The sequence below is a fragment of the Enterococcus sp. AN402 genome (genome assembly GCF_040719405.1).
Lineage (GTDB): Bacteria > Bacillota > Bacilli > Lactobacillales > Enterococcaceae > Enterococcus > Enterococcus faecalis.
The window spans coordinates 1-22,868 of sequence record NZ_JBFDTM010000004.1 but is presented as its reverse complement, the minus strand read 5'-3'; the positions used below and the strand labels follow the sequence as shown (position 1 = coordinate 22,868).

22 protein-coding genes are annotated in these 22,868 nt (G+C 38.8%); 2 read left to right on the top strand and 20 right to left on the bottom strand.

All coding sequences use genetic code 11. From position 1 onward, the window contains the following. Position 1: 1 nt before the first annotated feature. The 4 genes from AB1I62_RS01395 to AB1I62_RS01380 form a co-directional block, all read right to left on the bottom strand. On the bottom strand, positions 2 to 205 hold the full coding sequence (locus tag AB1I62_RS01395) for a hypothetical protein (protein ID WP_002410046.1): 204 nt from the start codon (positions 203 to 205) through the stop codon (positions 2 to 4). 694 nt (positions 206 to 899) lie between these two features. Further along, positions 900 to 2,213, bottom strand: coding sequence for an NCS2 family permease (locus AB1I62_RS01390; protein ID WP_002355107.1), 1,314 nt, complete (start codon positions 2,211 to 2,213; stop codon positions 900 to 902). Between the two features lie 181 nt (positions 2,214 to 2,394). Continuing rightward, positions 2,395 to 3,132, bottom strand: a complete 738-nt coding sequence (locus tag AB1I62_RS01385; protein WP_002359155.1) for an SDR family oxidoreductase — start codon at positions 3,130 to 3,132, stop codon at positions 2,395 to 2,397. Further along, positions 3,132 to 3,713: a DapH/DapD/GlmU-related protein gene (locus AB1I62_RS01380; protein WP_002355105.1), complete on the bottom strand. Its 582-nt coding sequence runs from the start codon at positions 3,711 to 3,713 to the stop codon at positions 3,132 to 3,134. The genes AB1I62_RS01385 and AB1I62_RS01380 overlap by 1 nt, the downstream gene beginning before the upstream one ends. Before the next feature lie 107 nt (positions 3,714 to 3,820). Between AB1I62_RS01380 and AB1I62_RS01375 the strand changes: the two genes are divergently transcribed. After that, complete coding sequence (locus AB1I62_RS01375; RefSeq protein ID WP_002370030.1) at positions 3,821 to 4,705, top strand: LysR family transcriptional regulator; 885 nt, start codon at positions 3,821 to 3,823, stop codon at positions 4,703 to 4,705. Between the two features lie 19 nt (positions 4,706 to 4,724). Here AB1I62_RS01375 and AB1I62_RS01370 read toward each other — a convergent pair whose 3' ends face one another. From AB1I62_RS01370 to AB1I62_RS01355, 4 genes are all read right to left on the bottom strand, one after another. Then, positions 4,725 to 5,612, bottom strand: coding sequence for a GRP family sugar transporter (locus AB1I62_RS01370; protein WP_010777945.1), 888 nt, complete (start codon positions 5,610 to 5,612; stop codon positions 4,725 to 4,727). A gap of 20 nt (positions 5,613 to 5,632) precedes the next feature. Beyond that, positions 5,633 to 6,028: a D-ribose pyranase gene (gene rbsD, locus AB1I62_RS01365; protein WP_002355102.1), complete on the bottom strand. Its 396-nt coding sequence runs from the start codon at positions 6,026 to 6,028 to the stop codon at positions 5,633 to 5,635. Between the two features lie 15 nt (positions 6,029 to 6,043). After that, entirely contained in the window at positions 6,044 to 6,961 is a 918-nt protein-coding gene (gene rbsK / locus AB1I62_RS01360) for a ribokinase (protein WP_174078543.1), read from the bottom strand. Between the two features lie 91 nt (positions 6,962 to 7,052). After that, positions 7,053 to 8,048, bottom strand: coding sequence for a substrate-binding domain-containing protein (locus AB1I62_RS01355; protein ID WP_002359151.1), 996 nt, complete (start codon positions 8,046 to 8,048; stop codon positions 7,053 to 7,055). Between the two features lie 211 nt (positions 8,049 to 8,259). Between AB1I62_RS01355 and AB1I62_RS01350 the strand changes: the two genes are divergently transcribed. Continuing rightward, a complete protein-coding gene (locus AB1I62_RS01350; RefSeq protein WP_048737547.1) occupies positions 8,260 to 9,234 on the top strand; it encodes an alpha/beta hydrolase in 975 nt (324 codons plus the stop codon). Between the two features lie 64 nt (positions 9,235 to 9,298). On the opposite strand, the gene AB1I62_RS01345 is transcribed toward AB1I62_RS01350, so the two are convergent. The 12 genes from AB1I62_RS01345 to AB1I62_RS01290 form a co-directional block, all read right to left on the bottom strand. Further along, positions 9,299 to 10,666 carry a PTS ascorbate transporter subunit IIC gene (locus AB1I62_RS01345; RefSeq protein ID WP_002355097.1) on the bottom strand — a complete coding sequence of 456 codons (1,368 nt, stop codon included), beginning with the start codon at positions 10,664 to 10,666 and terminating at the stop codon, positions 9,299 to 9,301. 14 nt (positions 10,667 to 10,680) lie between these two features. Then, positions 10,681 to 10,980, bottom strand: coding sequence for a PTS sugar transporter subunit IIB (locus tag AB1I62_RS01340; RefSeq protein WP_002367331.1), 300 nt, complete (start codon positions 10,978 to 10,980; stop codon positions 10,681 to 10,683). Between the two features lies 1 nt (position 10,981). Continuing rightward, positions 10,982 to 12,991, bottom strand: coding sequence for a BglG family transcription antiterminator (locus tag AB1I62_RS01335; protein ID WP_367018938.1), 2,010 nt, complete (start codon positions 12,989 to 12,991; stop codon positions 10,982 to 10,984). A gap of 165 nt (positions 12,992 to 13,156) precedes the next feature. Continuing rightward, complete coding sequence (locus AB1I62_RS01330; protein ID WP_002378909.1) at positions 13,157 to 13,381, bottom strand: hypothetical protein; 225 nt, start codon at positions 13,379 to 13,381, stop codon at positions 13,157 to 13,159. A gap of 46 nt (positions 13,382 to 13,427) precedes the next feature. After that, positions 13,428 to 13,829: an LPXTG cell wall anchor domain-containing protein gene (locus AB1I62_RS01325; protein WP_048737540.1), complete on the bottom strand. Its 402-nt coding sequence runs from the start codon at positions 13,827 to 13,829 to the stop codon at positions 13,428 to 13,430. Beyond that, entirely contained in the window at positions 13,810 to 14,943 is a 1,134-nt protein-coding gene (locus AB1I62_RS01320; RefSeq protein WP_002385299.1) for a DUF916 and DUF3324 domain-containing protein, read from the bottom strand. The genes AB1I62_RS01325 and AB1I62_RS01320 overlap by 20 nt, the downstream gene beginning before the upstream one ends. An 87-nt stretch (positions 14,944 to 15,030) precedes the next feature. Next, positions 15,031 to 15,720: a WxL domain-containing protein gene (locus tag AB1I62_RS01315; RefSeq protein ID WP_048737538.1), complete on the bottom strand. Its 690-nt coding sequence runs from the start codon at positions 15,718 to 15,720 to the stop codon at positions 15,031 to 15,033. A 425-nt stretch (positions 15,721 to 16,145) separates the two neighbouring features. Continuing rightward, positions 16,146 to 17,117 carry a dimethylarginine dimethylaminohydrolase family protein gene (locus AB1I62_RS01310; protein ID WP_002359145.1) on the bottom strand — a complete coding sequence of 324 codons (972 nt, stop codon included), beginning with the start codon at positions 17,115 to 17,117 and terminating at the stop codon, positions 16,146 to 16,148. A 111-nt stretch (positions 17,118 to 17,228) separates the two neighbouring features. Further along, entirely contained in the window at positions 17,229 to 18,674 is a 1,446-nt protein-coding gene (locus AB1I62_RS01305) for an alkaline phosphatase (RefSeq protein WP_002381148.1), read from the bottom strand. A gap of 87 nt (positions 18,675 to 18,761) precedes the next feature. Then, a complete protein-coding gene (locus tag AB1I62_RS01300) occupies positions 18,762 to 20,783 on the bottom strand; it encodes a mannonate oxidoreductase (protein WP_048737536.1) in 2,022 nt (673 codons plus the stop codon). A 238-nt stretch (positions 20,784 to 21,021) separates the two neighbouring features. Beyond that, the gene (locus AB1I62_RS01295; RefSeq protein WP_002361094.1) at positions 21,022 to 21,765 is read right to left on the bottom strand and encodes a KDGP aldolase family protein; all 744 of its coding nucleotides are present in this window, start codon (positions 21,763 to 21,765) and stop codon (positions 21,022 to 21,024) included. 3 nt (positions 21,766 to 21,768) lie between these two features. Then, positions 21,769 to 22,868 (bottom strand): DgaE family pyridoxal phosphate-dependent ammonia lyase (locus AB1I62_RS01290; protein ID WP_367018934.1); only part of this gene is annotated, 1,100 nt, incomplete at its 5' end.

Here is a 22,868-nt window from a genome sequence, read left to right as displayed (position 1 = left end):
TCTATTCTTCTAATCCTGTGGCACCCCCACAACAACAGCAGCAACAACAACAACAGCCACCGCCACCGCCGCCTCCACCACCGCCTCCACCTTTAGAGACAGTAATGTTCTCAACGACAGAACCATACCCAAACCCATATAATTCAGTCTCTTCATTAATTGCATTTGGGGTTTTTTGCGACACTAAAACTTCTTCAACATTCATTTTAATACACCTCCGTTATAATTTTATCAATATTGATGAAATTATTTTACCACTATCCAATCAATTTTCAAGCAAAAACTCATCTTATTCTAATTAAAAAACGTATTTTTATACTGAAAAATCTAAAAATCTTTGATTAGACAACAAAAACAAAAAAATTAATAACAAAACAACTATCATTAATTTTTCTATTTTTATATCAATGAAAATTCTAACAAAAATAATTTTTAAAATATTTATTTTATCACATTAAAATTATAATATACAATGCATATTCGCATATTTTCGGATTTTACCTCTTTAATAACAATTGTGAATACCTAGTTTTATGAATTGATACTTACTATAAGGAAAGCATATTGTTTAATAACAAAACATATTTAAGTATTTAAAAAGCAACAACCGCTAACACAAGAGCTAACAATCATTGCTTTTTGAACTTATTTACTGTACGAAAAAAGACATTAAAAACCAGTATTCTCAATACATTTCAGCAGAAACTACTACCTGAAATCATAATTTCTGTATACTTCACTCAATTAATTCCTCTCTGTTCCTGTATCTTCACAGGTCAATGTCTTTGCAAATTATACATCAAATAAGGGGCGTTTTTCTAGTGCTTAGTCGAAAAAAAATAGTTGATTCATAAGTTCATTGTCTTATGAATCAACTATTTGATAACTTTCTCTCTTACTTATTGCGCATTCAGGATCCACATGAATCCGACAAAAACAAAGAACAAGCCATACATAATTGGCGAAACTTCTTTCCCACGTTTTGCCGCAATCATTGTAATTGGATAGAAGATAAAGCCTAAGGCAATCCCATCTGAAATGCTATATGTCAATGGCATTCCTAACAAGATTAAGAAGGAAGGGATTGCAATTTCCATTTCGTTCCATTTAATTTTGCTTAAGGATTGTGCCATCAAAACGCCAACAATAATCAACGCTGGTGCTGTAACTTGCGAAGTGACAACTGCTAACAAAGGAGAAAATAGCAAACTGAAAATAAATAAAATCCCTGTTGTAATAGCTGTGATTCCTGAACGACCACCCACAGCAATCCCCGCAGATGATTCGACATATGCGCCAACTGGCGATGTCCCTAGTAGAGAACCAGCTAACATCGCTGTTGAATCAGCGGCTAAAGCTTTCCCCACACGCGGCATTTTATTGTCCTTCATAAAACCTGCTTGATTGGCTAAGCCCACCAACGTACCAGCCGTATCAAAGAATGTTACTAATAGGAACGTTAAAACCACGACCCACATTTGAATCGTATTGATATCTTTCACATGTCCTAACGCCACTAAAAATGTTGGTTCTAAACTTGGCGCGCTTGAAATAATCTTATCAGGCATTGGAATAACGCCTGTCGCTAAACCAACAATCGTTGAAATCGCCATCCCAATAAAAATACCACCCGGTACTCGACGAACTAACAAAATTGCAGTTACGACTAAGCCGACAATGGTGACCCAGGTTGAACCAACATTCAAAGGTCCTAAGCCAACGAGTGTCGCATCATTTGCCACAATTAAGCCACCTTGGCTTAAACCAAGAAAAGCAATAAACAACCCGATCCCACCTGAAATGGCAAATTTCAAGTCTGCAGGAATTGCATCAATAATTAGCTCGCGTAATTTAAAAATTGTAATTAAAATAAATATCAATGAAGCCACAAAAACGCCCGCTAATGTCGTTTGCCAAGGAATCCCCATACCAACAGAGACTGAATAAGCAAAGAATGCATTAATTCCTAAAGCTGGTGCTGTCGCAATCGGATATTTCGCCAACACACCCATTAAAATACAACCTAAGGCACTCGCTAAAGCGGTGGCAGTAAAAACAGCGCCTTCGTCCATGCCAGAAGCACCAAGTACGGTTGGATTAACGAACAAAATATACGCCATTGAGATAAATGTGGTGAAACCAGCTAACATTTCTCGTTTCATATTCGTATTCAATTGTTCAAGTTCAAAATATGAACTTATTTTTTCTTTCATGTTCCGTCCTCCTAAAATCTAAACATCTTACAATGTTCGTAAAATATTCAATTTATTAATGAAACAACGTGTTTAATCATATAATAAACCAACAAATAAGTAAATATCAAATTCTAAATTCTGTAAAAAACGAACAATCACGATTTAAAAAAAGTATTCCTTTCTAGGAATACTTTTTAAATTAAATCGTTTGTGTTGTCGGGCGAACAACCATTTCACTGATTGACATACGATCTGGCGTGTCTATGGCAAAGACCACCGCTTGCGCAATGTCTTCCGCCTTTAAGCCCCAACTTAACTGTTCTAGATGTAACGTTTCAGCTACTACTCGATTAGAAATTGTTTGATAAAGTTCTGTTTGTACAGCACCTGGTGAAATAATCGTTGATTTAATGTTATTCTCTCTTTGTTCTTGTCGCAATCCTTCCATAATTGCTCGAACAGCAAACTTTGTTCCACAGTAGACAGCCGAATCTGGATAAACGACATGTCCTGCCACAGAATCAGTAGCAATAATCTGCCCTGATTTTTGTTCAACCATAATTGGAAGAACTGCCGCAATGCCATTTAAAACACCCATAATATTAATATCTAGCATTTGACGCCATTCTCCTTTTGGTGCTTCAATAAGAGGCGCCGTTGGCATAACTCCTGCATTGTTAAAAAGAACATCAATTCGTCCATATTTTTCCATTGTAAGCTTGATTACACGCTGAACTTCCTCTTCTTTCGTTACATCTGCTTGTTGCACGAGAATCGTTGCTTCAGGAAGTTCTTTTTTTATAGCAATTAAACGTTCTTGTCGACGTGCTGCAATGACTAACTTCGCTCCTTTTCTGGCAAGTAAACGGGCTGTTGCCTCACCGATGCCACTGGAAGCGCCCATGATAACAATAACTTTTTCTGATAATGATTTCATTATATTTCCTCCTTATCTTCCTGAATCCAACGAATAATTTTAGCTGGTGTTCCTGCAACAATAGCGTTAGCTGGCACATCTTTAGTTACAGTCGCATTAGCTGCTACGATAGCATTTTCACCAATCGTAATACCTGGTAAAACAGTGACACCCGCACCTAACCACGCAAATTTTTTAATGGTAATTGGTGCTAGCAATACGCCTCGCCGTTTCATTGGCAGTTCCGGATGATTGACACTTAAGAGATTAACGCGCGGACCAATTAAAACATTGTCTTCAATTATAATGCCCCCTAAATCAACAAACATAGCTGCCCGATTAATAAAAATATTTTTACCAAAATGTATATTGCGTCCAAAATCTGTATAAAAAGGCAATAAAATCGTAACAGTTTCGTCAATTTTGTCTTGGATAATCGTGGCAAGAAGATTCCTTACTTCATTATGTGTATAGGCTTGTTGATTTAATTCTATTAAATAGCGACTATTTTCCTCTTGAATCTGATGAATAAGTTGAAATAGTGGTTCATCTTTATCAATGCTACCTGTTGCAATTAGTTCTTGGAGATTTTTTGTAAGCATTCCTAATCGCCTCCTTTTGCTAAATTTATCGTAATACGTGACAACTCCTCTGTCTAATACTTATAATAAATAGATAAGTATGCGTTTTAGTTATAGGAGGGAAAGTAATGGAATTACGAGTGATTCACTATTTCTTAGCAGTGGTCCAAGAAAAAACGATTAGTGGCGCAGCCAAACAATTGCATGTATCACAACCAACATTATCTAAGCAATTAAAAGAATTAGAGGAAGAATTAGGCGTGACATTATTTATACGAGGAAATCGACAAATACAATTAACACCTGAAGGAGAATATTTAGCTAAACAAGGGCAAGATATTTTAAGCTTAGCGAATAAAACAGTCACCAACTTGTCGCAAAATGAATTCATTAATGGCGAAATCACGATTGGTGGCGGCGAAACAAAAGCTATGTCTTTTTTAGCGAATGCACTACAACAAATAACAAGCCAGCACTCAGCTGATATTCACCTTCATTTATACAGTGGGAATGCAGATGATGTAATAGAACGGCTAGACAAAGGATTATTAGATTTTGGTTTAATTATTGAGCCTGCACCTAAACAAAAATATAGCTATTTAACATTACCAGTTGTAGATACATGGGGCTTAATTACTGTAAAGGACCATCCCTTAGCCACTAAAAATGTTATTACTGCAGCCGATTTAAAAGAAGAACCTTTATTTATTTCTCGACAAGCACAAGTTCCGAGCCAACTCTCTGATTGGCTCGAAGCAAGTCTAGATCAGTTCCGAATCGTTGGGACCTACAACTTACTTTACAACGCTTCACTGATGGTAGAAGCTGGGCTAGGTAGCGCCCTAAGCATTGATGGTATTCTAGAAACAAAGCAAACAAATTTACGTTTTATCCCGCTATATCCTGCTTTAACAGCCAAAATTAGTTTAATTTGGCGCAAAAATACGGTTCTTTCCACAGCTGCTGCATTATTTTTAGAACAAATAAAAAAAAGTATTCAACGCCCTGAATAATAGGTCGTTGAATACTTTTTTAAATCATCACTGTGATCGTAGCTGCTGCCAAAATCAAAACTAAGCCGATAATCGTTACGGTCATTTCCTTGGCTGTTTTCTTTTGACCTAAGAACCAAATACCTGTCAACGTTGCAAGCACAACTGATGTTTGGGATAGAATAAAGCCAGTTGCCAAGCCGTTCATATCTGGCTGCGCTGAAATTAAATAAGTTAACGCTGCAAAGGCGAAGAAAAAGCCTGAAAAAATTTGTTTGTAAGAAACAGTTTCTATAAATGGCGATGTTTCCCCACCCTTAATAGTGACAACTGCTGAATAAATAACTGCGACAATTACCATGCCTATTGCTTGTGGTAAAAAGGCATGCATGCCATCAATTGCCGTCGCTTGGGGTGCTGCAGAGTACGCCCAATAGCCGATTTCACCAACGGCTAATAGAAGAACTGCTTTTTTCATAATCCCAGCACTCTCAGCGGATTCCGTTTCCGACCAGACCGTCATTTTGGCACCAATCATGATTAACACTAAGGCAAATGCGCCTAACAATTTGGCTGTCGCACCTGGCCAGTTTCCTAAGAAAAAGACACCCCAGAGAGAAGCCCCTAAAAGTTGGAACGCGGTCGTTACTGGCATGGCACGTGATGAACCAATCATCGTGAAGCATTTAAATGTAATGATTTGCGCACAGGCCCAACCGACACCAGATAAAATTGAAAAGAATAAATCCATGCCCGCTGGAAAAGCCAAACCATTAATCATTGAAAAAATAGCGGCAAAAATCAATGTTCCTAAACTGGTACCGAGAATTTGATTCACCGGACGTCCACCAATTTTTGAAGCAATTGTTGGAAAAAGCCCCCAACCTAGAAGCGGTCCTAAACCGATTAATAATGCAGTCGCATTCATCTCTATTTCCCCTCTCTCGTTTAAAAGACAACGTTACTTTCTAATAAAATATTTGCGTATGGGGTCATTTCCCCTGTCCGAATAAAGGCATGGCAGTTGTTTAATTCTTGTTTCATTTCTGTATGAGGAATAAAACTGATGGGAGTTTCTGGTAAACGAGTTTTAATTGCTGTCAACATGTCAGGATTTTCTGTTTTAATTTCTTCTGCTAAATAAATTCGTTGAACTGCCAATTCCTCAAGGACATTGTTTAAAACTTCCATAAAACTAGGGACACCATTGGTAACTGCTAAATCAATTTTTTCTGTAGTTCGAGGCACAGGCATGCCTGCATCACCAATACTTAATTTATCAAAATGACCCATTTGTGCGATGACGCGGGAAATATCTGAATTAATAACTTTTGTTTTTTTCATGTCGCTCGCTCCTTTTTATTTGTCTGCCAATTCGTGTTGATAAGGAATCGAAGGTTGGGCTCCAAAACGTTGAACAGTCAACGAGGACGCCTTGTTTCCATAACGAATAGCTTCTTCCAAATTGCTAAAGTCTTTCTCTAATATACTACTTAATGCGCCAATAAAAGTATCGCCAGCAGCCGTTGTATCAACCGCTTTCACTTTAAAAGCAGGCACAATACCACTTCGTCCATTGACGTCATAAAAGGCGCCTTTACTACCTACTGTAATAATTACTGCTTCAATCCCTAATTGATGAAGTGCTTCTGCGGCTTTACGCATACTCGCTTCATCTGTGATTTTAATGCCTGTTAAAATTTCGGTTTCTGTTTCATTTGGTACAATCATATCTGTCACGTTTAGTAATTCTTCAGGAACTTGTTCTAACGCAGGTGCGGGATTTAAAATCGTTTTGACGCCTGCTTTTTTAGCAATTTTAAACGCTGCAATCGTACTATCAATCGCACTTTCAAATTGGGCAATCACAAAATCACTTTTTTCAATAATTTCTTGATGTTCCTGTACTTGTTTTGGCGTAAAGGCGTTATTGGCTCCTGCGTAAATCATAATGCTATTTTCACCAGCGTTATCTACCATAATAAAGGCTTGGCCAGTAGCTGTTTTCTCTAAAGTGGTAACCCCAGTTAAATTAATTTCATCTTGACTCATTAAATCAGTCATCATAGCTCCAGCGCCATCATTTCCCACAGCACCAATAAAATATGTTTCTGCGCCTGAACGTTTCGCTGCAACTGCTTGGTTTGCTCCTTTACCACCACCTGCTGTAAAATGTTCAATGGCGTGAATTGTTTCGCCTGGTTTTGGCATTTCTTTGACTCTTAATGTTGTGTCTAAATTGATACTTCCGATAATTGTAACCGTGTTCATTTTCATCCACCTCAATAAAATTTATTTTTTCATTCTAATTAAAACGTTTTAGTAAAACGTTTTAATTCCACAACAAAAATATAGCACACCTTGAAAGCTATTTCAAGGGTGCTGTCGAAAATCGTTCAATCAGTTGGACCGGCAAGGTTTGCTCCTCCCAATCTTTTGCAGGCTGATGGATTCTTTCCAATAATAAAGTCGCCGTAGTTTGCCCCAATTGAAAAACAGGTTGAGCAATTGTTGTTAGCGGCGGCGAAACATACTCGCACATGTCAACATTGTCATAACCAATAATACTATAATCCTCAGGAATTTTTTTGCCCGCTTCTGCTAATCCTCGATATAAACCAAAAGCAATTTCATCATTGATAGCAAAAATTCCGGTGCTCTCTGTTTTTAAAATTTCGGGGACAGCTTGGTAGCCGCCAGTTTTTGATAATTCTGTTTCGATTAACTGGACCTTTTCCGTATAAACAGAACAAAAACCTTTTAACCGTTGCTGAATATTGACTGGCGCATGTGGTGGCATTACCACGACGACCTGTTCATGTCGTTGCTCTTGTAAATGTTTTGCTGCTAGTTGCCCACCTCTATAATCGTCTGTCAAAACAGCGTCGCTAAAGCCTTCTGCTTTTTTTTGGTCAAGTACAATAAACGGAATCTTTTTCGCACGTAGCGTTTCATTAATCGTTTGATTGGAAATTTCAGAACTTGCAATCACAAAGCCATCGACACTACGACGAATCAACTCTGTTAAATATTCATGTTCTCTTGTAACGTCTTGGTCCGCATTGCATAACATCAGTATAAAATTTTCTTTGTATAAAACACTTTCAATTCCTCGAATCAATTGCGCGAAAAATGGATTAGTAATATCAGGTACGATTACGCCAATCGTCTTACTTTTTTTCATCACCATACGTTGCGCAAAATAGTCGGGCTGATAGTTTAATCGCTCTTTTGCAGCCAATACTTTTTCGACCGTTTTCCCACTAAACCGTGCCCCATTCCCGTTTAAAATTTGTGAAACGGTAGTAATGGAGACACCTGAGTCATTGGCAACATCTTTAATTGTAACCTTTTTATTTGTCATCCTACTTCTCTCCTTGCCGTGAACGCGCCCATTCACCGGACCTCTTAATCTCATTTAATTTACTACAATCATTTACTTTACGCAACCACAAATAAATACGTACATTCGTTTAAACCGTCCTTTCATCCCTTCAACAAATTTCGTTGTTCTACTTTTAAAATGTTATACTGTAGAAAAAATGATTTACTTTTTGCTGAATGGAGGGCCTTAATTGAAAAAGAAATCGATTGGTTTGTTGTTAGCTAGCGCATATTTGTTCCACGCACGTTCTCGTCAAAAATCCTTAAAAGCCTGTCTTTTTGAAGATTCTTTACGTCTTTCCCAAATTGCTCGACTTGAACGAAATCCGAAAGTCACCAAGGCTTTTTATCATTGGCAACGATCATTAAATGAACAAGTAACTTTGCCAAAACATTTACGTCATCTTTTTCCTCTTCAAGAAACGACTCAATTTCCTACGATGTATCGCATGTCAAACTCCGTTATTGCGCCTACCAAGAAAGCTGTACTGTACCTGCATGGTGGGGGCTTTACATTGAATCTCGCCTATAGCCAATTAGACTTTAGTTATAAACTAATTGAAGATCTCTCTTTTGCAACAGATTATTTTATCCCTGTATATCCATTAGCACCAAATAAGTCTTTTGCTGATATTTATAATCATTGCTATGCTGCTTATCAAGAAATTTTACAGCATTATGATCCCGAAGATGTTATTTTATTAGGTGATTCTGCTGGTGGTACATTGGTTTTAAACGTATTGCAGAATTTAGCCATCGATTTCCCTGAACGCTTACCCAAAGCTGCTGTTTTAATTTCTCCTTGGTTAGATGGACATTTAGACATTCCTGTTGCCAAAAGTTATCAAAAAAAGGACAAAATGATTGGCATGAACTATTTACAATTAATTGCCCAAGAGATTGACGACACGGCCAATCACGCCACGCTTTCTTTAAATTGCTTGTCCTTTGATTATCAAAAATTTCCGCCACTTTTTTTCGTGGGCGGCACACATGAAGTTTTTTGCCCTTCCTATCACCAATTTTTAAAGCAATTAGGGCCACGACCACAAGATACTTGCCGATTGGTGCCTGGCATGCAACACGTTTTCGCAATGAAACAATACTTGCCAGAAGGACGACAAGCGCGGAAACAAATTGCACAGTTTATCCAAGAACAATGGTAAAAGGCAAGTGGGACAGAAGTCAAAACGACTTCTGTCCCACTTGCCTTTTTGTAGAAGAAAACACTTAGTTTTCTTCGGCGACTTTTTTCTCCCGCATAGTCAAAACAGCGCTAGCCAAAAGAACAACCACTACAAAAGCAATGATTCCTCCTACTAAAAGACTCGGACCTGCCTCACCTAATTTGCCTAAAAATAGGCCTGGGATTAAATAATCTGTATCCGCAAACGTTGAGGATGCTAACTGTAGATCACCCAAGACTGGTAAAATAAATAACGGTAACCAACTAATTAATAAGCCATTAAACGCAGCTCCTAAAATCGCTCCTCGACGTCCCCCTGTGGAATTTCCAAAAACGCCTGCCGCGGCACCACAGAAAAAGTGCCCGACAACGCCTGGTATAATCACGGTGGTATTCAGACCAACCATCGCTAACATTGAAATAGTTCCCACAATAAAGCTCACAAAGAACCCAATCAAGACAGCATTTGGCGCATAAGGAAAGATAATGGGAACATCAAGTGCTGGTTTAGAATTAGGCACTAATTTTTTAGCAATTCCTTGGAAAGCTGGCACAATTTCTCCTAAAACCATCCGCACACCCTGTAAAACCACTACGAAACCAGCCGTAAAGGTTCCTGCTTGAATTAATGAAAAGATAATCGCATTTTCGCCATTGCTTAACTCATGCTCGACATAGCCTGTCCCAGCCAGCAAAGCCAAAATCACATAGACAATCGACATCAAAATCATAATTGAGATGGTTGAGTCTCTTAAAAAACCAAAACTTTTAGGAATTTTAATATCTTCCGTTGACTTTTCTTTATTCCCAAAGACTTTTCCAATAAAGCCACTTGCCGCATAACCAATATTCCCTGTATGCCCCATTGCTACTTTATCATTTCCAGTAATTTGTTTCATAAAGGGCTGACAAAGAGCAGGTGTCACTGTTAATAAAGTTCCTTCAAATAAACCACCTAAAAGAATCATTGGTAAACTAACGCTAAAACCGGCCCCCACTAAAATAACGGCTGTCAAACACGAAACGTACATCATCGCTTGACCTGTCAAAAAGATATATTTAAAACGTGTAAAACGCGCCAACAGAATATTAACAACCATGCCCACCAACATAATCAGAGCAGTTGGTGTCCCATATTGTTGCAAGGCAATCGCTACAACTGCTTCATTACTAGGCACCACGCCTTGTGTATTTAATGCGGTTTGGAACATCTCCGCAAAGGGCGTTAATGAGTTCGCCAATAGCCCTGCGCCACCAATTAAAACTAAGAAGCCGACGAATGTTTTCAACGTTCCTTGAACAACATCAGAAAATTTCTTTTTCTGTAAAACTAATCCCAACAAAGCAATTAATGAAACCAGAATCGCTGGCTGGCTAACAATTGAAACAAATAAATTCAATAAAGTTTCCATGTTTTTCCTCCTTCTTATTGATGTGCAATGCCATTGTCATCTAAAACTTTCAAGACTTTCTCCTTCGTTTCATCGTAATCAATAATCGCATTTAAAGGAATGATTTTTTCAGCAGGAATTGACCCTAAAGCATCTTGCAATGTTTTTTCGACAAAGAAGTAATCAGCCATATCACCACTGGCACTCCCGACATCTGTGTGATCAATTTGAAAATTATCTGTATCAACACCGACTTCCTCTAAAATTTGTTGGATATTCATTTGCACCATAAAACTTGTTCCTAAACCACTTTGACAAACTGTAAAAATCTTCATCTTATTTCTCTCCTTCTTGGATAATTGATAATATTTCTGGGACGGTTTCAGCCGCCACTAAGCGATGTAATGATTCTTTTTTTGATAGAATTTTTGTCAGACTAGATAAGGCCCGTAAATGTGTTTCGTTATCTGAAGCAGCTAAACAAATAAAAAGGTGAATTTCATGCTTAGGATCTTCTAATAAATCGACACTTTTTTGGATTTTTAGTAATGACATGCCTAACTGATTAACGCCATCTTCTGGTCGCGCATGAGGCAATGCTACGTCTGGACAGATATGGATAAATGGCCCAAACGATTCGACTTTTTGAATCATCGCATCAATGTACTTTTCCGTAATACTGCCATTTTTTAATAACGGCTTGGCAGCTTCTGTAATTCCCGCTCGCCAGTCTGCAACTTCAGGCAGGACTTGGACTGTTTCTGTTGTTAATAATTCCGATAACATTGGACGCAGATCCTCCTCTTTTTCTAAAATTTTGTTCATTTTACGATGCAAGACACGATATAACTGCGCTTCTGTGACTCCTTTTTTTAAGGAAATATAAGGTTTTAACGCATCTAAAATATCTTTAACATCTGGCATGGAAATACCTGGCAATAGCCAATCTGATTGAACTTGGTGCATCAATTGATTTTTCTCCAAAGAGCTCATAATGGGCTTGGTAAGATAAACCTTTTTGGCTGTTTCAATAGGGACCGTTGAGAAAATGATGTCATAGCTTTTTTCAGACACATTCTCTATTTCCCTCACCGCATTTGTTTCTTTAAATTCAATCATTGGAAATAGCCGACGCAATTCCGATTGCAAAATCAACGAAGAACTGATACCACTGGGACAAACAATTAGCGCTTTTAGCTTTTCTTGCCGCTGCTCATTTTTTTGGCCGAAAATTTCTCCACCAAATAATATGGTAAAAAAACCGATTTCCTCTGACGGGATTGACCGTTTCGTTAATTTTTCTAAAGGAGCTAACGCTTGTTCACAAAGATGATAAAGCGACCGGTACGATTGTCGAATATCCTTGATTAAAACATTCGGCAAGTAAAAGCCATAGTTAATCCGAAAATAGGCAGGAACCAGATGATAATACACATTCATGAGCAATTCACGAGGCTGTTCAAATTGAACAACGGCCAACAATTCCATTTTCCGAATAATTTCACCAGAAATATCTAATAAAAACTCTAACTTCGTATCTCGCAATTCTCCTTGCAAGGCTGTCATTAAACAAATCGTGAAAAAAAGACTCTCAGTTTCTACATTCGCCACTGGCCCAACTAAATCACTTAAAATACGACGACTGACGGGATAAGCGCGTAAGGACTGAATTAACTGGTTCTCAGGCCAGACGACTGTTCCATATTTGCCTAATCTTTTTTGAGAAAAAGCAAGAAAGTAACTAATTTCATCCAATCTGCTGGGTACCAGTTGAAGCTGCGCTTCCTGGACGGCTAATTGAATGCCGTCACGCATTTTTGCGTATTGGCTCATTTGATGCTGACTGAGCCAGCAAAATAAAGCGAAGGTGCCCGACTTTTGTTGTAAGAGGCGGGCAAGCCAATTTTTCCCGAAACGACGAATCCGAAATTCATCTCCTTCTAGGTAAAACCCTCGTTTTCGTTCGTAGGATAAAGCAATGTTTTCAGTTGCTAGTTGGTGTCGTACTTTTTTGATGTCCGCTAAAATAGTACCTTTCGAAACATCTAAAAAATTTTGGTAATGATACACCGATAGTTCTTCGATTTCTGAATAAGTGAGTAAAAAAATAAGTGCTTGTCTTTCTGTTTCGCTATAAATCACTTGACGTTGTTGAAAAAGTTGTTTTCCCCATTCATTTGCGGAAAGGTTTGGAATGCTGACGGTATTCTGTTGAACTGCTCCGCCTATTGTCGAAAGTTGTGTCACTAATTCTCGTTGCGAAAGATCGGTTATTTGTTGAGCCAAAGAGAGCGCAATTTTTTGCCCTGCATACTCGTCAAGGAGATAACTTATTTTATAATTCACAGCTGTGTCCTCCTCCTGTAATCATCATATAATGATAGCGCTTTATTTTCTATCTAAGTTGGGTACAAATGTCTACTGTACTTTTTTGATAAATTGTACCGTTCTTTATTTTAAAGTTAACAAAAACCCGTTGCAAGTTTCTTAAAAACTTACAACGGGTTTTCTTTATGTTAATTGTGTTTGTAATGCGATATTCAGCAAGATAGCTATTGCTACCCAGCCACCACACATCACCAGAAGCAGCCAACTAAACATTGATTGTTTTACTAAAGACTGCTTAGGCTTTGCTTGATGAACAAAATTCATGCTATTTACTAAGAACAGTAAAAATAAAGCAAAACAAAGGACGGCCAAGCCAGCACAAATCCAAATCCACATCGTAATCTCCATCTATATTCCTCCTTCTACAATTGACTCTGTTTATAAAAACAGCACATTATTTTTCCTTTTTCCTTTTTTTATTCAAATAATAGAAACTTGTTAGTACTACGAGTAAACATGCAATACCAAGGCTGTAAAGCCACGTGCTATTTCGTTCACCTGTCCTTGGTAATGACGTCTGTGCATTAGTCGGATTCGTTTTAGCAGTGGTTTTTCTGCTCACTTTGTCTTGTTGTTGTGACGTTTTTTTATCTTTATTAGTGACTGGTTGTTCTGTTGACTTAGTGCCACCTTTCGTTCTTAGGGGTGCCTTCCCTCCATAAAACGTCACACCGATATTCGTTTGTCCCGCTTCTTCTGCAAAGCTCTCAGAAGAAGCGGTCAGAATCGCAATGCTGACGGTTAAAAGTATTCCCAATGTCACCAGAAGTGACCCTTTACTTTTCATTGTCATCATAGCGTGCTCCTTGTCTATTTTTCAAGGCTGCCTGTTTTTCTTGTTGTAAATAGGCTTGTTGTTTCAGTGTTGCTTTCTGTTGCGTAAAACGCCAAATAGCTAGAATTAGACTCACAATTGTTGCAGCTAACAAGCCATAAAAAGCTTGATTCCACCAAGTCGGTAGGACCAATTTCACTACTGCTTCTTTATTTAATTTTTTGGCTTCTTGACTACTGATGGTAAATTCTTGCTTAAACGGCCACACTTGTTGTTCATCTTCTTTCAAGACCGCTTTTCCTTCAAAAATATAGGTTCCTGGACGAACATCTTCTTTCCCGAAATCTAAATGGAAGTTCATCGTCGAATTTGGCGCAAAACGAACACTTGGTAAAATCCGTTTGGCATATTCTTTCGTTTCGCCTTTTTTCGTTACTTTTCCTTCTAAACGTACTTCAGGAAAAATAGCGGATGTCGGATTCTGAATAACCGCTTGGACCGATTTATTTCCTAAAGCAATGGTCGGAACTAATTTAACTAATTGAAGAGTCTCTGCTAGATACATCGGTGTATCTTCTGACATTCGTAAAGCAATTGCTACATTAAATCCATATCGACTGGTTAAACCCGTTGATTTTCCTTTTTCTTCCTTTTCATCTTCTGCAAGCGAAGCATAAACACCACCCAAAACTAATCCTTGGAAACCATTCGCTGGAATTTCGACAGTCATTTTGGCTGTTACGGTTTTCTTAGCGGGAACTTTTACATGTTCCTCAGGTAATTTAATTAATGTTGTCAAGGGTACTTTTAAACTTGAATCTGGTTTTTTCTCGAAATCATTGTACACAATTAAACCATTGTCATTCGTCACAGCATTCGCCAAATTTAAATCAATCGTCAATTCTTCATCTGTTTTATTAATTAATGATAATTCGACTTCTTGTTTCTGTCCTGGTTTTACAATGAGATCATAGTAGGATTGCGTATTTTTCGCTTGATTCTCAGGAATATTGGGTTTAACTGTAAATTTTGTATTCATGTTGTCATCCGCTTCTTCTGCTTGTACAGCAGAAGGGATGCTTAATGCCATCACACAAATAAAAACTGTGACGATTAGCCAGCGCATTGTCTTCATTATTTGTTCCTCCTATGTATCGAAAAGGAGCCGTGCACCACTGCGCAGCTCCTTTTCTAGTAATGCAGTATTCTCGTTAGTAACTGTTTATGGCGCAGCCACTAATGTCCAAGTTACGTTACCTGTATACGCACCATTTATAATTTGTGAACTAGGTGTTGTAATGTTTAATTTTACATTTGATAATTCAGAATCCCATGTACCTTGACCTTTACCAACTGCTGCTGTAGCAATTGATACAGCTGCTCCACCTACTGGAATAGTTGTTCCAGCAAATTCAGGACTTCCTGGATCTGCTGCAAAGGCAGCCACATCACGTGAGTATTTTGTTGTTGTTTCATCATATTTCGCTACCGCTCCTGTTTGTGCAAAGGTAATTGAACCTTCTAACGTAGCAGTACCGTTTTTCATTTCAGCAACGCCGGCAGTAACTGACCAACCCGCTTGTGTTCCACGAACATCCCCGACACCATAACGTTTTGTTTGGGTACCTGTCGCATCTAACGAAATCGCTGATAAATCAGAACTAACTTCTGTCGAAGCAAATTTGAATTCTGTTGGAACATATAACAAATCAAAGTTAGTATTCGTACCTGGTCCTGGCTCTTGTGTGCTTCCGTCATCTCCATCACCCGTACCGCCTGGTAATGAACCACTTGTCATCTCTACGTTTGCTGGTGTTGTACCAGTCGTTGTTGCATGCGCTGCTGCAGGAGCGATGCTTGCCCCTAAAATAGCTGTTCCTGCAAATAAAGTTACCAATGTTTTTTTCTTCATTTTACTCTCTCCTTTATATCTTGGTTAATTAATGAATAAAAAAGTGAAAAACTTTTCTATCTCAGTAGAACGTAAACTAAGTATAGCGAAAAAAAGACTGCTTGTGATTTCAAATTTTAAACACCTCATGCAAAAAAAATGAATTTACTATAACAGCAAGGTTCCAACGACTTTTTGTGTCTTTGAAAACGTAATTTTCAAAAAAGATATCGTTTTTTTTCATATATAAAGTGGTAATTTTATAAAAAAACAGCGAGAAAACGTCAAAATATTAGTAACAAACACTAACATTTTGACGTTTTCTCGCATTTATTAAATCAAAATTTCCTCAATATTTTTAAAAAAAATAGTGAAAACTAAAATTATATCGTTTTCATAGACAAAACGTACATTTTTTCTTACGAAAATTGATAATCACTCGCTGACTATTCTCTAATCAAAGCTTGCGTTGTACAACGGAAAGAACCACCTAACATTCTAGAAACATGGTAATCAATTGCCTCAACTTTGATACCTTTTGCTTCTATTTGAGGAATTAAGGTTGTAAACGATTGGTCCGTTATATACGTTTCTTCGTTAAGCGGTAGACCATTTGTCACTAAATACGCTGCTTCTTGCAAAGTAACGTGAATTTTTTCCCAGTTGGCTAATTGCGCAGGAAGTCCATCCAAAAAGGCCTCTTCACAAACAATCATCAAGCCTTCTCTCAACAAGCTTAACGCACAATCTAAGTGGAGAATATGCGGATGTAACCGAACCGGCACCACTTCATAACCAAAATGACCAATCATATTGGCTAACCACTGAATTCCTGCTAGGTTACTTGCCAAGCCAGAGTAGCCCACAAAAATTGTTTTTCCTAGAACTAAAACATCGCCGCCTTCAATAAAGGGACCTGCTTCACTTAAAGCCCCTTCAGAAATGTCAGGTTGTGGCGCAGCAAAATAATAGCCTTCTGCTTCTTGTGTCCACTGCTGAATAATCGGACGAATTGGTAAAATTTCTTGTCGACGGTGTTGAAATCTTAAGTTTCCTTCTATTAAGAGATTGCCAATTGTAAAAAAAGGGTCTCGTGAAAAGAAGTTACTATATCCTACGCCCAATTCCTTGCCATGTTCTTTTTCATAGGTTGTCAATAAACGTGGACGAAATACTTCTACGCCATAAGATTCTAATACTCCTTGCATGACTTCTTTTTCTTTTTCCCAACGCACTTGTTGTTCTGGTGCAAAGTCTGCTAAATCGCGCCCTTCATTATTCTGTGTTAAACGGGCATTTTCCTCTGTTAAAAAAGTCGTATCCGCTTCATCAAATTTATCTGGTAAACAAAATTGCGATTGTGCTAAAACAACTGAACGTAACGGTGCAAATTCACTTTCAACATGCATTTTTTTCATTATTTGACCTCACTTTTATCTGGTTACCTTCATTATAACAGAGATAAAATTTTTATGCCTCCAATGAAGAAAAAGCAGAACTTCTATACGTTCTGCTTTTTCTTCATTTTGTTATTTGCCAATACCTTTATCTTTAATCTCAGCTTTTTGCCCGGTGCCATCTACTAAGCCAAAAATAATCTTCGCTTGGTCTGTATTATCAATTTGTCCTGAAAAAGCTTCTGCTTGTGGGCCATAAGCATAGACATTTACATCTTCTCCTGTGTGTCCGCCAGTAGTCCAACCAGTATTCGAACGTTCATCAAAAATCTTTCTTAATGCCTGAGCGATTTTTTCAACATCTTTTGACTCCGCCGCTGTTTTCACTGCTTTCAATTCAGCCTCACTTAATTGAAAATCAATATACTCAGTCACTGTTTTTTCCACATTACCATTTTTAATAATTTCTTCTGCCATAAAATCAGGCGTGCGTTTTGCCGCATGTAAAGGCTCCGTCAACCAGTTGTATTGATCTCCTTTGCCTAAAGACAAGCCCCCTGTTGAATGATCTGCAGTTGTAACCACCAATGTTTCACCATCTTTTTTGGCAAAATCGATGGCCTTTTCAAACGCCGCTTCGAAGTCTTGCATTTCGCTCATCGCGCCAACAATATCATTGCTATGCCCGGCCCAATCAATTTGACTACCTTCAACCATTAAAAAGAAACCTTTTTCATTTTTATCTAACCGTTGAAGAGCCGCTTCTGTCATATCAGCTAATGAAGGGACCTCTTCCGTTCGGTCAATCATTTTAGGTAGCCCGCCTGGTGCAAACAAGCCTAAAATTTTGTCGTCTTGGTTTTCATTTAACGACTTTTTGTCTGTGACATGACCATAACCCGCTTGGGAAAATTCTTTGACTAAATCACGATCTTTCCGGGCAAATAATTCGGAGCCGCCGCCAAGTAACACATCGACTTTATGTTGTCCGTCGATTTGATCATCAAAATAGTCATCAGCGATTTCTGCCATATTTTTGCGTGAAACATTATGTGCGCCATATGCAGCAGGGGTTGCATGTGTTATTTCAGATGTTGCTACAAGCCCCGTTGATTTCCCCACTTTTTTCGCACGTTCCAGCACTGTTTCTGTTTTGGACTTGTCATTATCGAGCGCAATAGCATTATTGTAGGTTTTCACTCCAGCAGCCATCGCTGTCGCTGCGGACGCTGAATCGGTGACATTCTCTTCTTCATCTTCTGGATAAGTGGCTTGTTGCCCAACTAAATAGGTATCAAAAGCTGTTTGGGGAACACGCTTGTCTGAGTGATTGGCTTTGAAATAGCGATAGCCCGTTGTATACGGATTCCCCATGCCATCTCCAATCATAAAAATAACATTTTTTACTGGTGCTTTTTCGGATTCAGTTGCCTTCGCTTCAGCAACCTCTGTTTGTTTTTCGCCGCTTTTTTGTTCAGATAAATTTGTACAACCCGCTAATGTTGTGAATGTTAATAAGGTAACCCCTAGCAAAGCTCTTTTCTTCATTTCCTTGTTTCCTCCTTCATATCTACCCATACATTGACTATAACAAGTCTTAGTTGATTTCTGATAAATAACAAGTAAACAAAGTGTTAAGTTGTTGTATTGCTTCTGTTAAGTTCCTTATTTGTCGCGTCTTGCTGCTCTTTTTTCGGCTTCTTTGCGTAATTGTTTCTGCGCTTTTTTTGAGCCGCGTTCAATATCTTTGAGTTTCTTTCGTTCATGGAAATCTGTAAATAAACTTTCTAAATCATAGTCTTGCGGATATAGATCTTGTGCTTTCGCTTGTAATTTCAACCGTCTTCGTGGTACATTTTCGATTTTATCATTCACAAATACTTGGATTTCTTGTTCACCCTCATCTGTAAAAACCAACCCAATTTGTTGTGTTTCTGTCAATAGGACACGATCACCTTTTTGATAACGGTGTGTTTCTTCTACAAACGTGGCAAAGGTCGTTTCTTTTGCTTTCAGGGGTTTAAATAGACTTCGATTAGTAGGGTATTCTTTCCGCTGAATATAATGAGCCGCCTTTTCAATGAGCTGTGGCTCCATCTTCATTTTACGTGCAATCCAAAGAGCCTGACTATCGCCAACTTCACCAATTTTCAATTGATATTTGGGCGTTAATGTTTCACGATCGAAGGCCATTGCGGCGGGCACAAAATCGTCATGCTCTTGGGCAAAACGTTTAATTTCACCATAATGGGTCGTTGCAACTACCAAGGCCCCCTTTTGATACATCGTTTCCATGATAGCAATCGCTAAGCCAGCTCCTTCGTTCGGCTCGGTTCCACTGCCAATTTCATCTAATAAAACAAGCGTGTGTCGCTTAACGTTACGCAACATTTCCGCAATATTTTTCATGTGCCCAGAAAAAGTGCTTAACGCATTTTCCAGATTTTGCTGATCACCAATATCGACAAAAATTTCATCTAATACTGGAATCTCTGTGCCCGCTTGTGCTGGAATTTGCAACCCAAATTGTGTCATGACAGTCAATAAGCCAACTGTTTTCAAGACAACCGTTTTACCACCAGCATTGGCACCTGTAATGACAAGTCCTCGATACTCTGCTCCTAAAGAAAACGTCAATGGTACTGCGTGTTCTAATAAAAGAGGGTGTTTTCCTTGAACAATGCGCAAGCGTTCTTCTTTGTTTACTTTTGGCGTAATCCCACCAATTTCGCGACTATACTTTCCTCGTGCAAAAATAATATCTAAGGTGGTCATTGTATCGACGGCTTGATCGACAAGTCGTTCTTGCTCATTGATTAACCCTGTTAGTTCTGCCAAAATTTGATATTCTTCCGCTGTTTCTTCCGCTTTTAAGAGTGTCAATTGTTCATTTAATTTACTAATTGCTACAGGTTCAATAAAGACCGTTTGTCCTTTATTGGATTGCTCAATGATTGTGCCTGAAACCTTATTTTTATAGCTAGCTTTGATTGGTACCGTGTAATGTTCCCCTTTTTTCACCATCATATTTTCTTGAATATACAGTTGATTATTTTTATTACGTAAAAATTTGGTGACTTTTGTTTCAATTTCTTGTTGGCATTCATTGATTTGACGCCGGATTTTCCGAAGTTGTCGAGAAGCATCGGTGGCAACTTTTTGGTTATGGATTTTCGTATAAATTTGTTCTTCAATTGCTCTGAAATCAGCTAAGTGCTGACTGTAACTAAATAGGCGTGGTGTTTGGTATTGATTTTTTTCAAAAAACTTCTGGATTCGCTGACTACTTCTTAAAAAGTCAGCCACCTCAATCAATTCGTTTGGTGTAAGGATTAAGCCTTTTTTCACTTGTTGAAGCAAGCGGGTAATTTGGCTCAAGCCCATGAAAGGGACGTGTTGTCCGCTATCAATAATTAAGCGGGCCTCGGTTGTTTCCGTTAAGCGGGACTGCACTGTTTCTAAACGTGTTGCAGGGACCATTTTCGCCAACCGTTCTTTACTATACTCGCCAATCGCACGTGTTTGAACTTCTTTAAGAATTGTTGTAAATTGTAATTTTTGAATGGTTTCATGATTCATTTGTTTTTTCTTCCTTTCTATCGCGAAAAGAATACCTGGCGCCTTTAAATAAAAACCAGTTTCTACAGAAAAAAGAGGACAGCGTTCTACCGCTGTCCTCTTTATCATTGGATAAAGGTTACTAAAGAAACCTCTTCTAAAGGAGGTATTTAGTAAATGAGATGACTGACAGGTATCACTTTCTAAGCACACCAAATAAACCTTGCTTGGTTCACTGGTTATTCAACTTATCAATTAGATACCTACGACACTCACCAAAATACCCCACATTCATTTGTTGGTTTTTATTTATTCTCCACTTGAGAGTAGCAAATCTGGCGAAGAAAGTCAAATAAAGATTGGCCCTTTACTTATTCAATGTGTTTTTCATCATGGTTAGTAACGTTTTCACGTCTTCTGTTCTAGTGTCCCCTGTTTCTTGATCGATAATTGAGCTGTAGACATGAGGAATGATTTTTTTAACGCCGGCATCCACCGCAATTTGAACAATTTCTTCAAAGTTTTCTAAATCAATGCCCCCTGTTGGTTCTAAATAAAAGTCATACTTGGCACAAGCTGCTGCTACTGCTTGGTATTCTTCTTTGTGAGCCAAGCCTTTCATCGGGAAATATTTAATGGAACTGCCCCCCATGTCTTTCAACAATTTGATGGCGGTTTCGATAGGCACTTCCGCCGCTGGCGCACCCGAGCTTAACGGACCTGTCGCAATGTTGACATAGCCAACTTTGCCTGTGGGTGAAACCAAGCCATTAATCACTGTTTCGTCTTGACGAAGTAAGGCCCGCGAAGCGCCGACACCTGTGAAGACTTGGTTCACGTGTTGCGGTTGTAGAACTTCTGATAAGCGAGCCACCATTTGACTTTGATTAGGATCGCCAGCCCCTAAGCCGACAGATAAAGCGTTGTTGGTTGCTGCTTGGTATTTTTTCATATCGTCAATGGCTGCTTCATCGGTTTCATAGTTTTTTGAAAGGACGCCTAACACAACATGCCCTTCTGCTGCTTCATAACAGGCTTGGGCATTTTCTACTGAATTGGCTAAGACGTTTAAACAAATGCGTTCTTCTAAATAATTAGGTTTTAATGACATGGCTTATTTCTCCTTTGTGTCCATAATTTCTTGTAATCGTTGCACGATTTTGTTCATTTCTTCTTGATTGACAGAACGAATGTCAAACTCAATGATGCCATTGTTGGCTTGATATTCTCGCGTATAAATGGCTGGACTTTTTGCTTTTAATGCTTGGATGACTTCCTTGGCAGTTTTTCTGCCGTCCACTTTAACACTGGCGCGATAAATGTCTCGGCCAGCGCCATCTTGGACGATTTTGGCGGTTAAATCTGACAAGTTGTTGATAGCTTCAACAAACGGTTTTAAGCGTTCTTGCATCGAAGCCCCTGATTCACTGCCATGCGCCAAGTATTCTTCCACTGCTTGCGTAAAGCCTAGGATATTGTCTTTGCCAATTTTCATTGCCCGACCAATGCCTTTGCCTTGTAGGCGCACCCAGTCAATGTATTCTTTTTTCCCGACCACTAAACCGGCACTTGGCCCTTCAATGGCTTTGGCGCCGCTGTAAATCACCAAATCAGCGCCTGCTTCAGTGTATTTGAAAAGATCTTCTTCTGCTGCCGCGTCAACAATTAGCGGCACCTTGTGGCGTTGCGCCACTTTGGCCGCTTCGGCCACCGTCAGCATACTTTTTTGCACGGTATGATGGCTTTTGATGTATAGAATGGCCGCTGTTTTTTCAGAAATCATCATTTCCACGTGTTCTGGACTGCACATGTTGGCGTAGCCAGCTTCCACCACTTGGCCGCCACCTTGCGCTACCATAACTTCTACAGGCGTGCCGTAGTCCACGTTGTGCCCTTTAGGTAAAACAATCTCTCGCTGTTCAATTTTTTCTGTATAGGGATGATACGCGTGGTACAAGCTGCCTTTTCCAATCAAGGCAGCCACCGATTGGGCAATCCCCGCCGAAGCCGAGGAAACGATTTGGGCATCTTCTACCTTCAACAAGTCGGCTAAAAAGGCCCCTGTTTGCACACTAAGTTCATTCATTTCAAAGAAATGTTCGCCGCCGAATCGTTGAGCTGCTAGGACTGCCTCCGAAACTTTGGAGACACCTAGAATGGTCATTTTCCCAGAAGCATTGATGACTTCTTTTAAGTGGAATTTTTCGTAACTAT

What these genes read in the sequence shown, in the direction of transcription:
- AB1I62_RS01330 (WP_002378909.1), bottom strand. Translation starts at nt 13,381, where the DNA reads ATGGAGATTACGATGTGGATTTGGATTTGTGCTGGCTTGGCCGTCCTT.
- AB1I62_RS01380 (WP_002355105.1), bottom strand. Translation starts at nt 3,713, where the DNA reads ATGCTTACAAAAAATCTCCAAGAACTAATTGCAACAGGTAGCATTGAT.
- AB1I62_RS01385 (WP_002359155.1), bottom strand. Translation starts at nt 3,132, where the DNA reads ATGAAATCATTATCAGAAAAAGTTATTGTTATCATGGGCGCTTCCAGT.
- rbsD (WP_002355102.1), bottom strand. Translation starts at nt 6,028, where the DNA reads ATGAAAAAAACAAAAGTTATTAATTCAGATATTTCCCGCGTCATCGCA.
- AB1I62_RS01375 (WP_002370030.1), top strand. Translation starts at nt 3,821, where the DNA reads ATGGAATTACGAGTGATTCACTATTTCTTAGCAGTGGTCCAAGAAAAA.
- AB1I62_RS01340 (WP_002367331.1), bottom strand. Translation starts at nt 10,980, where the DNA reads ATGAAGATTTTTACAGTTTGTCAAAGTGGTTTAGGAACAAGTTTTATG.
- AB1I62_RS01295 (WP_002361094.1), bottom strand. Translation starts at nt 21,765, where the DNA reads ATGTCATTAAAACCTAATTATTTAGAAGAACGCATTTGTTTAAACGTC.
- AB1I62_RS01320 (WP_002385299.1), bottom strand. Translation starts at nt 14,943, where the DNA reads ATGAAGACAATGCGCTGGCTAATCGTCACAGTTTTTATTTGTGTGATG.
- AB1I62_RS01325 (WP_048737540.1), bottom strand. Translation starts at nt 13,829, where the DNA reads ATGATGACAATGAAAAGTAAAGGGTCACTTCTGGTGACATTGGGAATA.
- AB1I62_RS01395 (WP_002410046.1), bottom strand. Translation starts at nt 205, where the DNA reads ATGAATGTTGAAGAAGTTTTAGTGTCGCAAAAAACCCCAAATGCAATT.
- AB1I62_RS01355 (WP_002359151.1), bottom strand. Translation starts at nt 8,048, where the DNA reads ATGACAAATAAAAAGGTTACAATTAAAGATGTTGCCAATGACTCAGGT.
- rbsK (WP_174078543.1), bottom strand. Translation starts at nt 6,961, where the DNA reads ATGAAAATGAACACGGTTACAATTATCGGAAGTATCAATTTAGACACA.
- AB1I62_RS01300 (WP_048737536.1), bottom strand. Translation starts at nt 20,783, where the DNA reads ATGATAAAGAGGACAGCGGTAGAACGCTGTCCTCTTTTTTCTGTAGAA.
- AB1I62_RS01345 (WP_002355097.1), bottom strand. Translation starts at nt 10,666, where the DNA reads ATGGAAACTTTATTGAATTTATTTGTTTCAATTGTTAGCCAGCCAGCG.
- AB1I62_RS01390 (WP_002355107.1), bottom strand. Translation starts at nt 2,213, where the DNA reads ATGAAAGAAAAAATAAGTTCATATTTTGAACTTGAACAATTGAATACG.
- AB1I62_RS01310 (WP_002359145.1), bottom strand. Translation starts at nt 17,117, where the DNA reads ATGAAAAAAATGCATGTTGAAAGTGAATTTGCACCGTTACGTTCAGTT.
- AB1I62_RS01305 (WP_002381148.1), bottom strand. Translation starts at nt 18,674, where the DNA reads ATGGGTAGATATGAAGGAGGAAACAAGGAAATGAAGAAAAGAGCTTTG.
- AB1I62_RS01370 (WP_010777945.1), bottom strand. Translation starts at nt 5,612, where the DNA reads ATGAATGCGACTGCATTATTAATCGGTTTAGGACCGCTTCTAGGTTGG.
- AB1I62_RS01315 (WP_048737538.1), bottom strand. Translation starts at nt 15,720, where the DNA reads ATGAAGAAAAAAACATTGGTAACTTTATTTGCAGGAACAGCTATTTTA.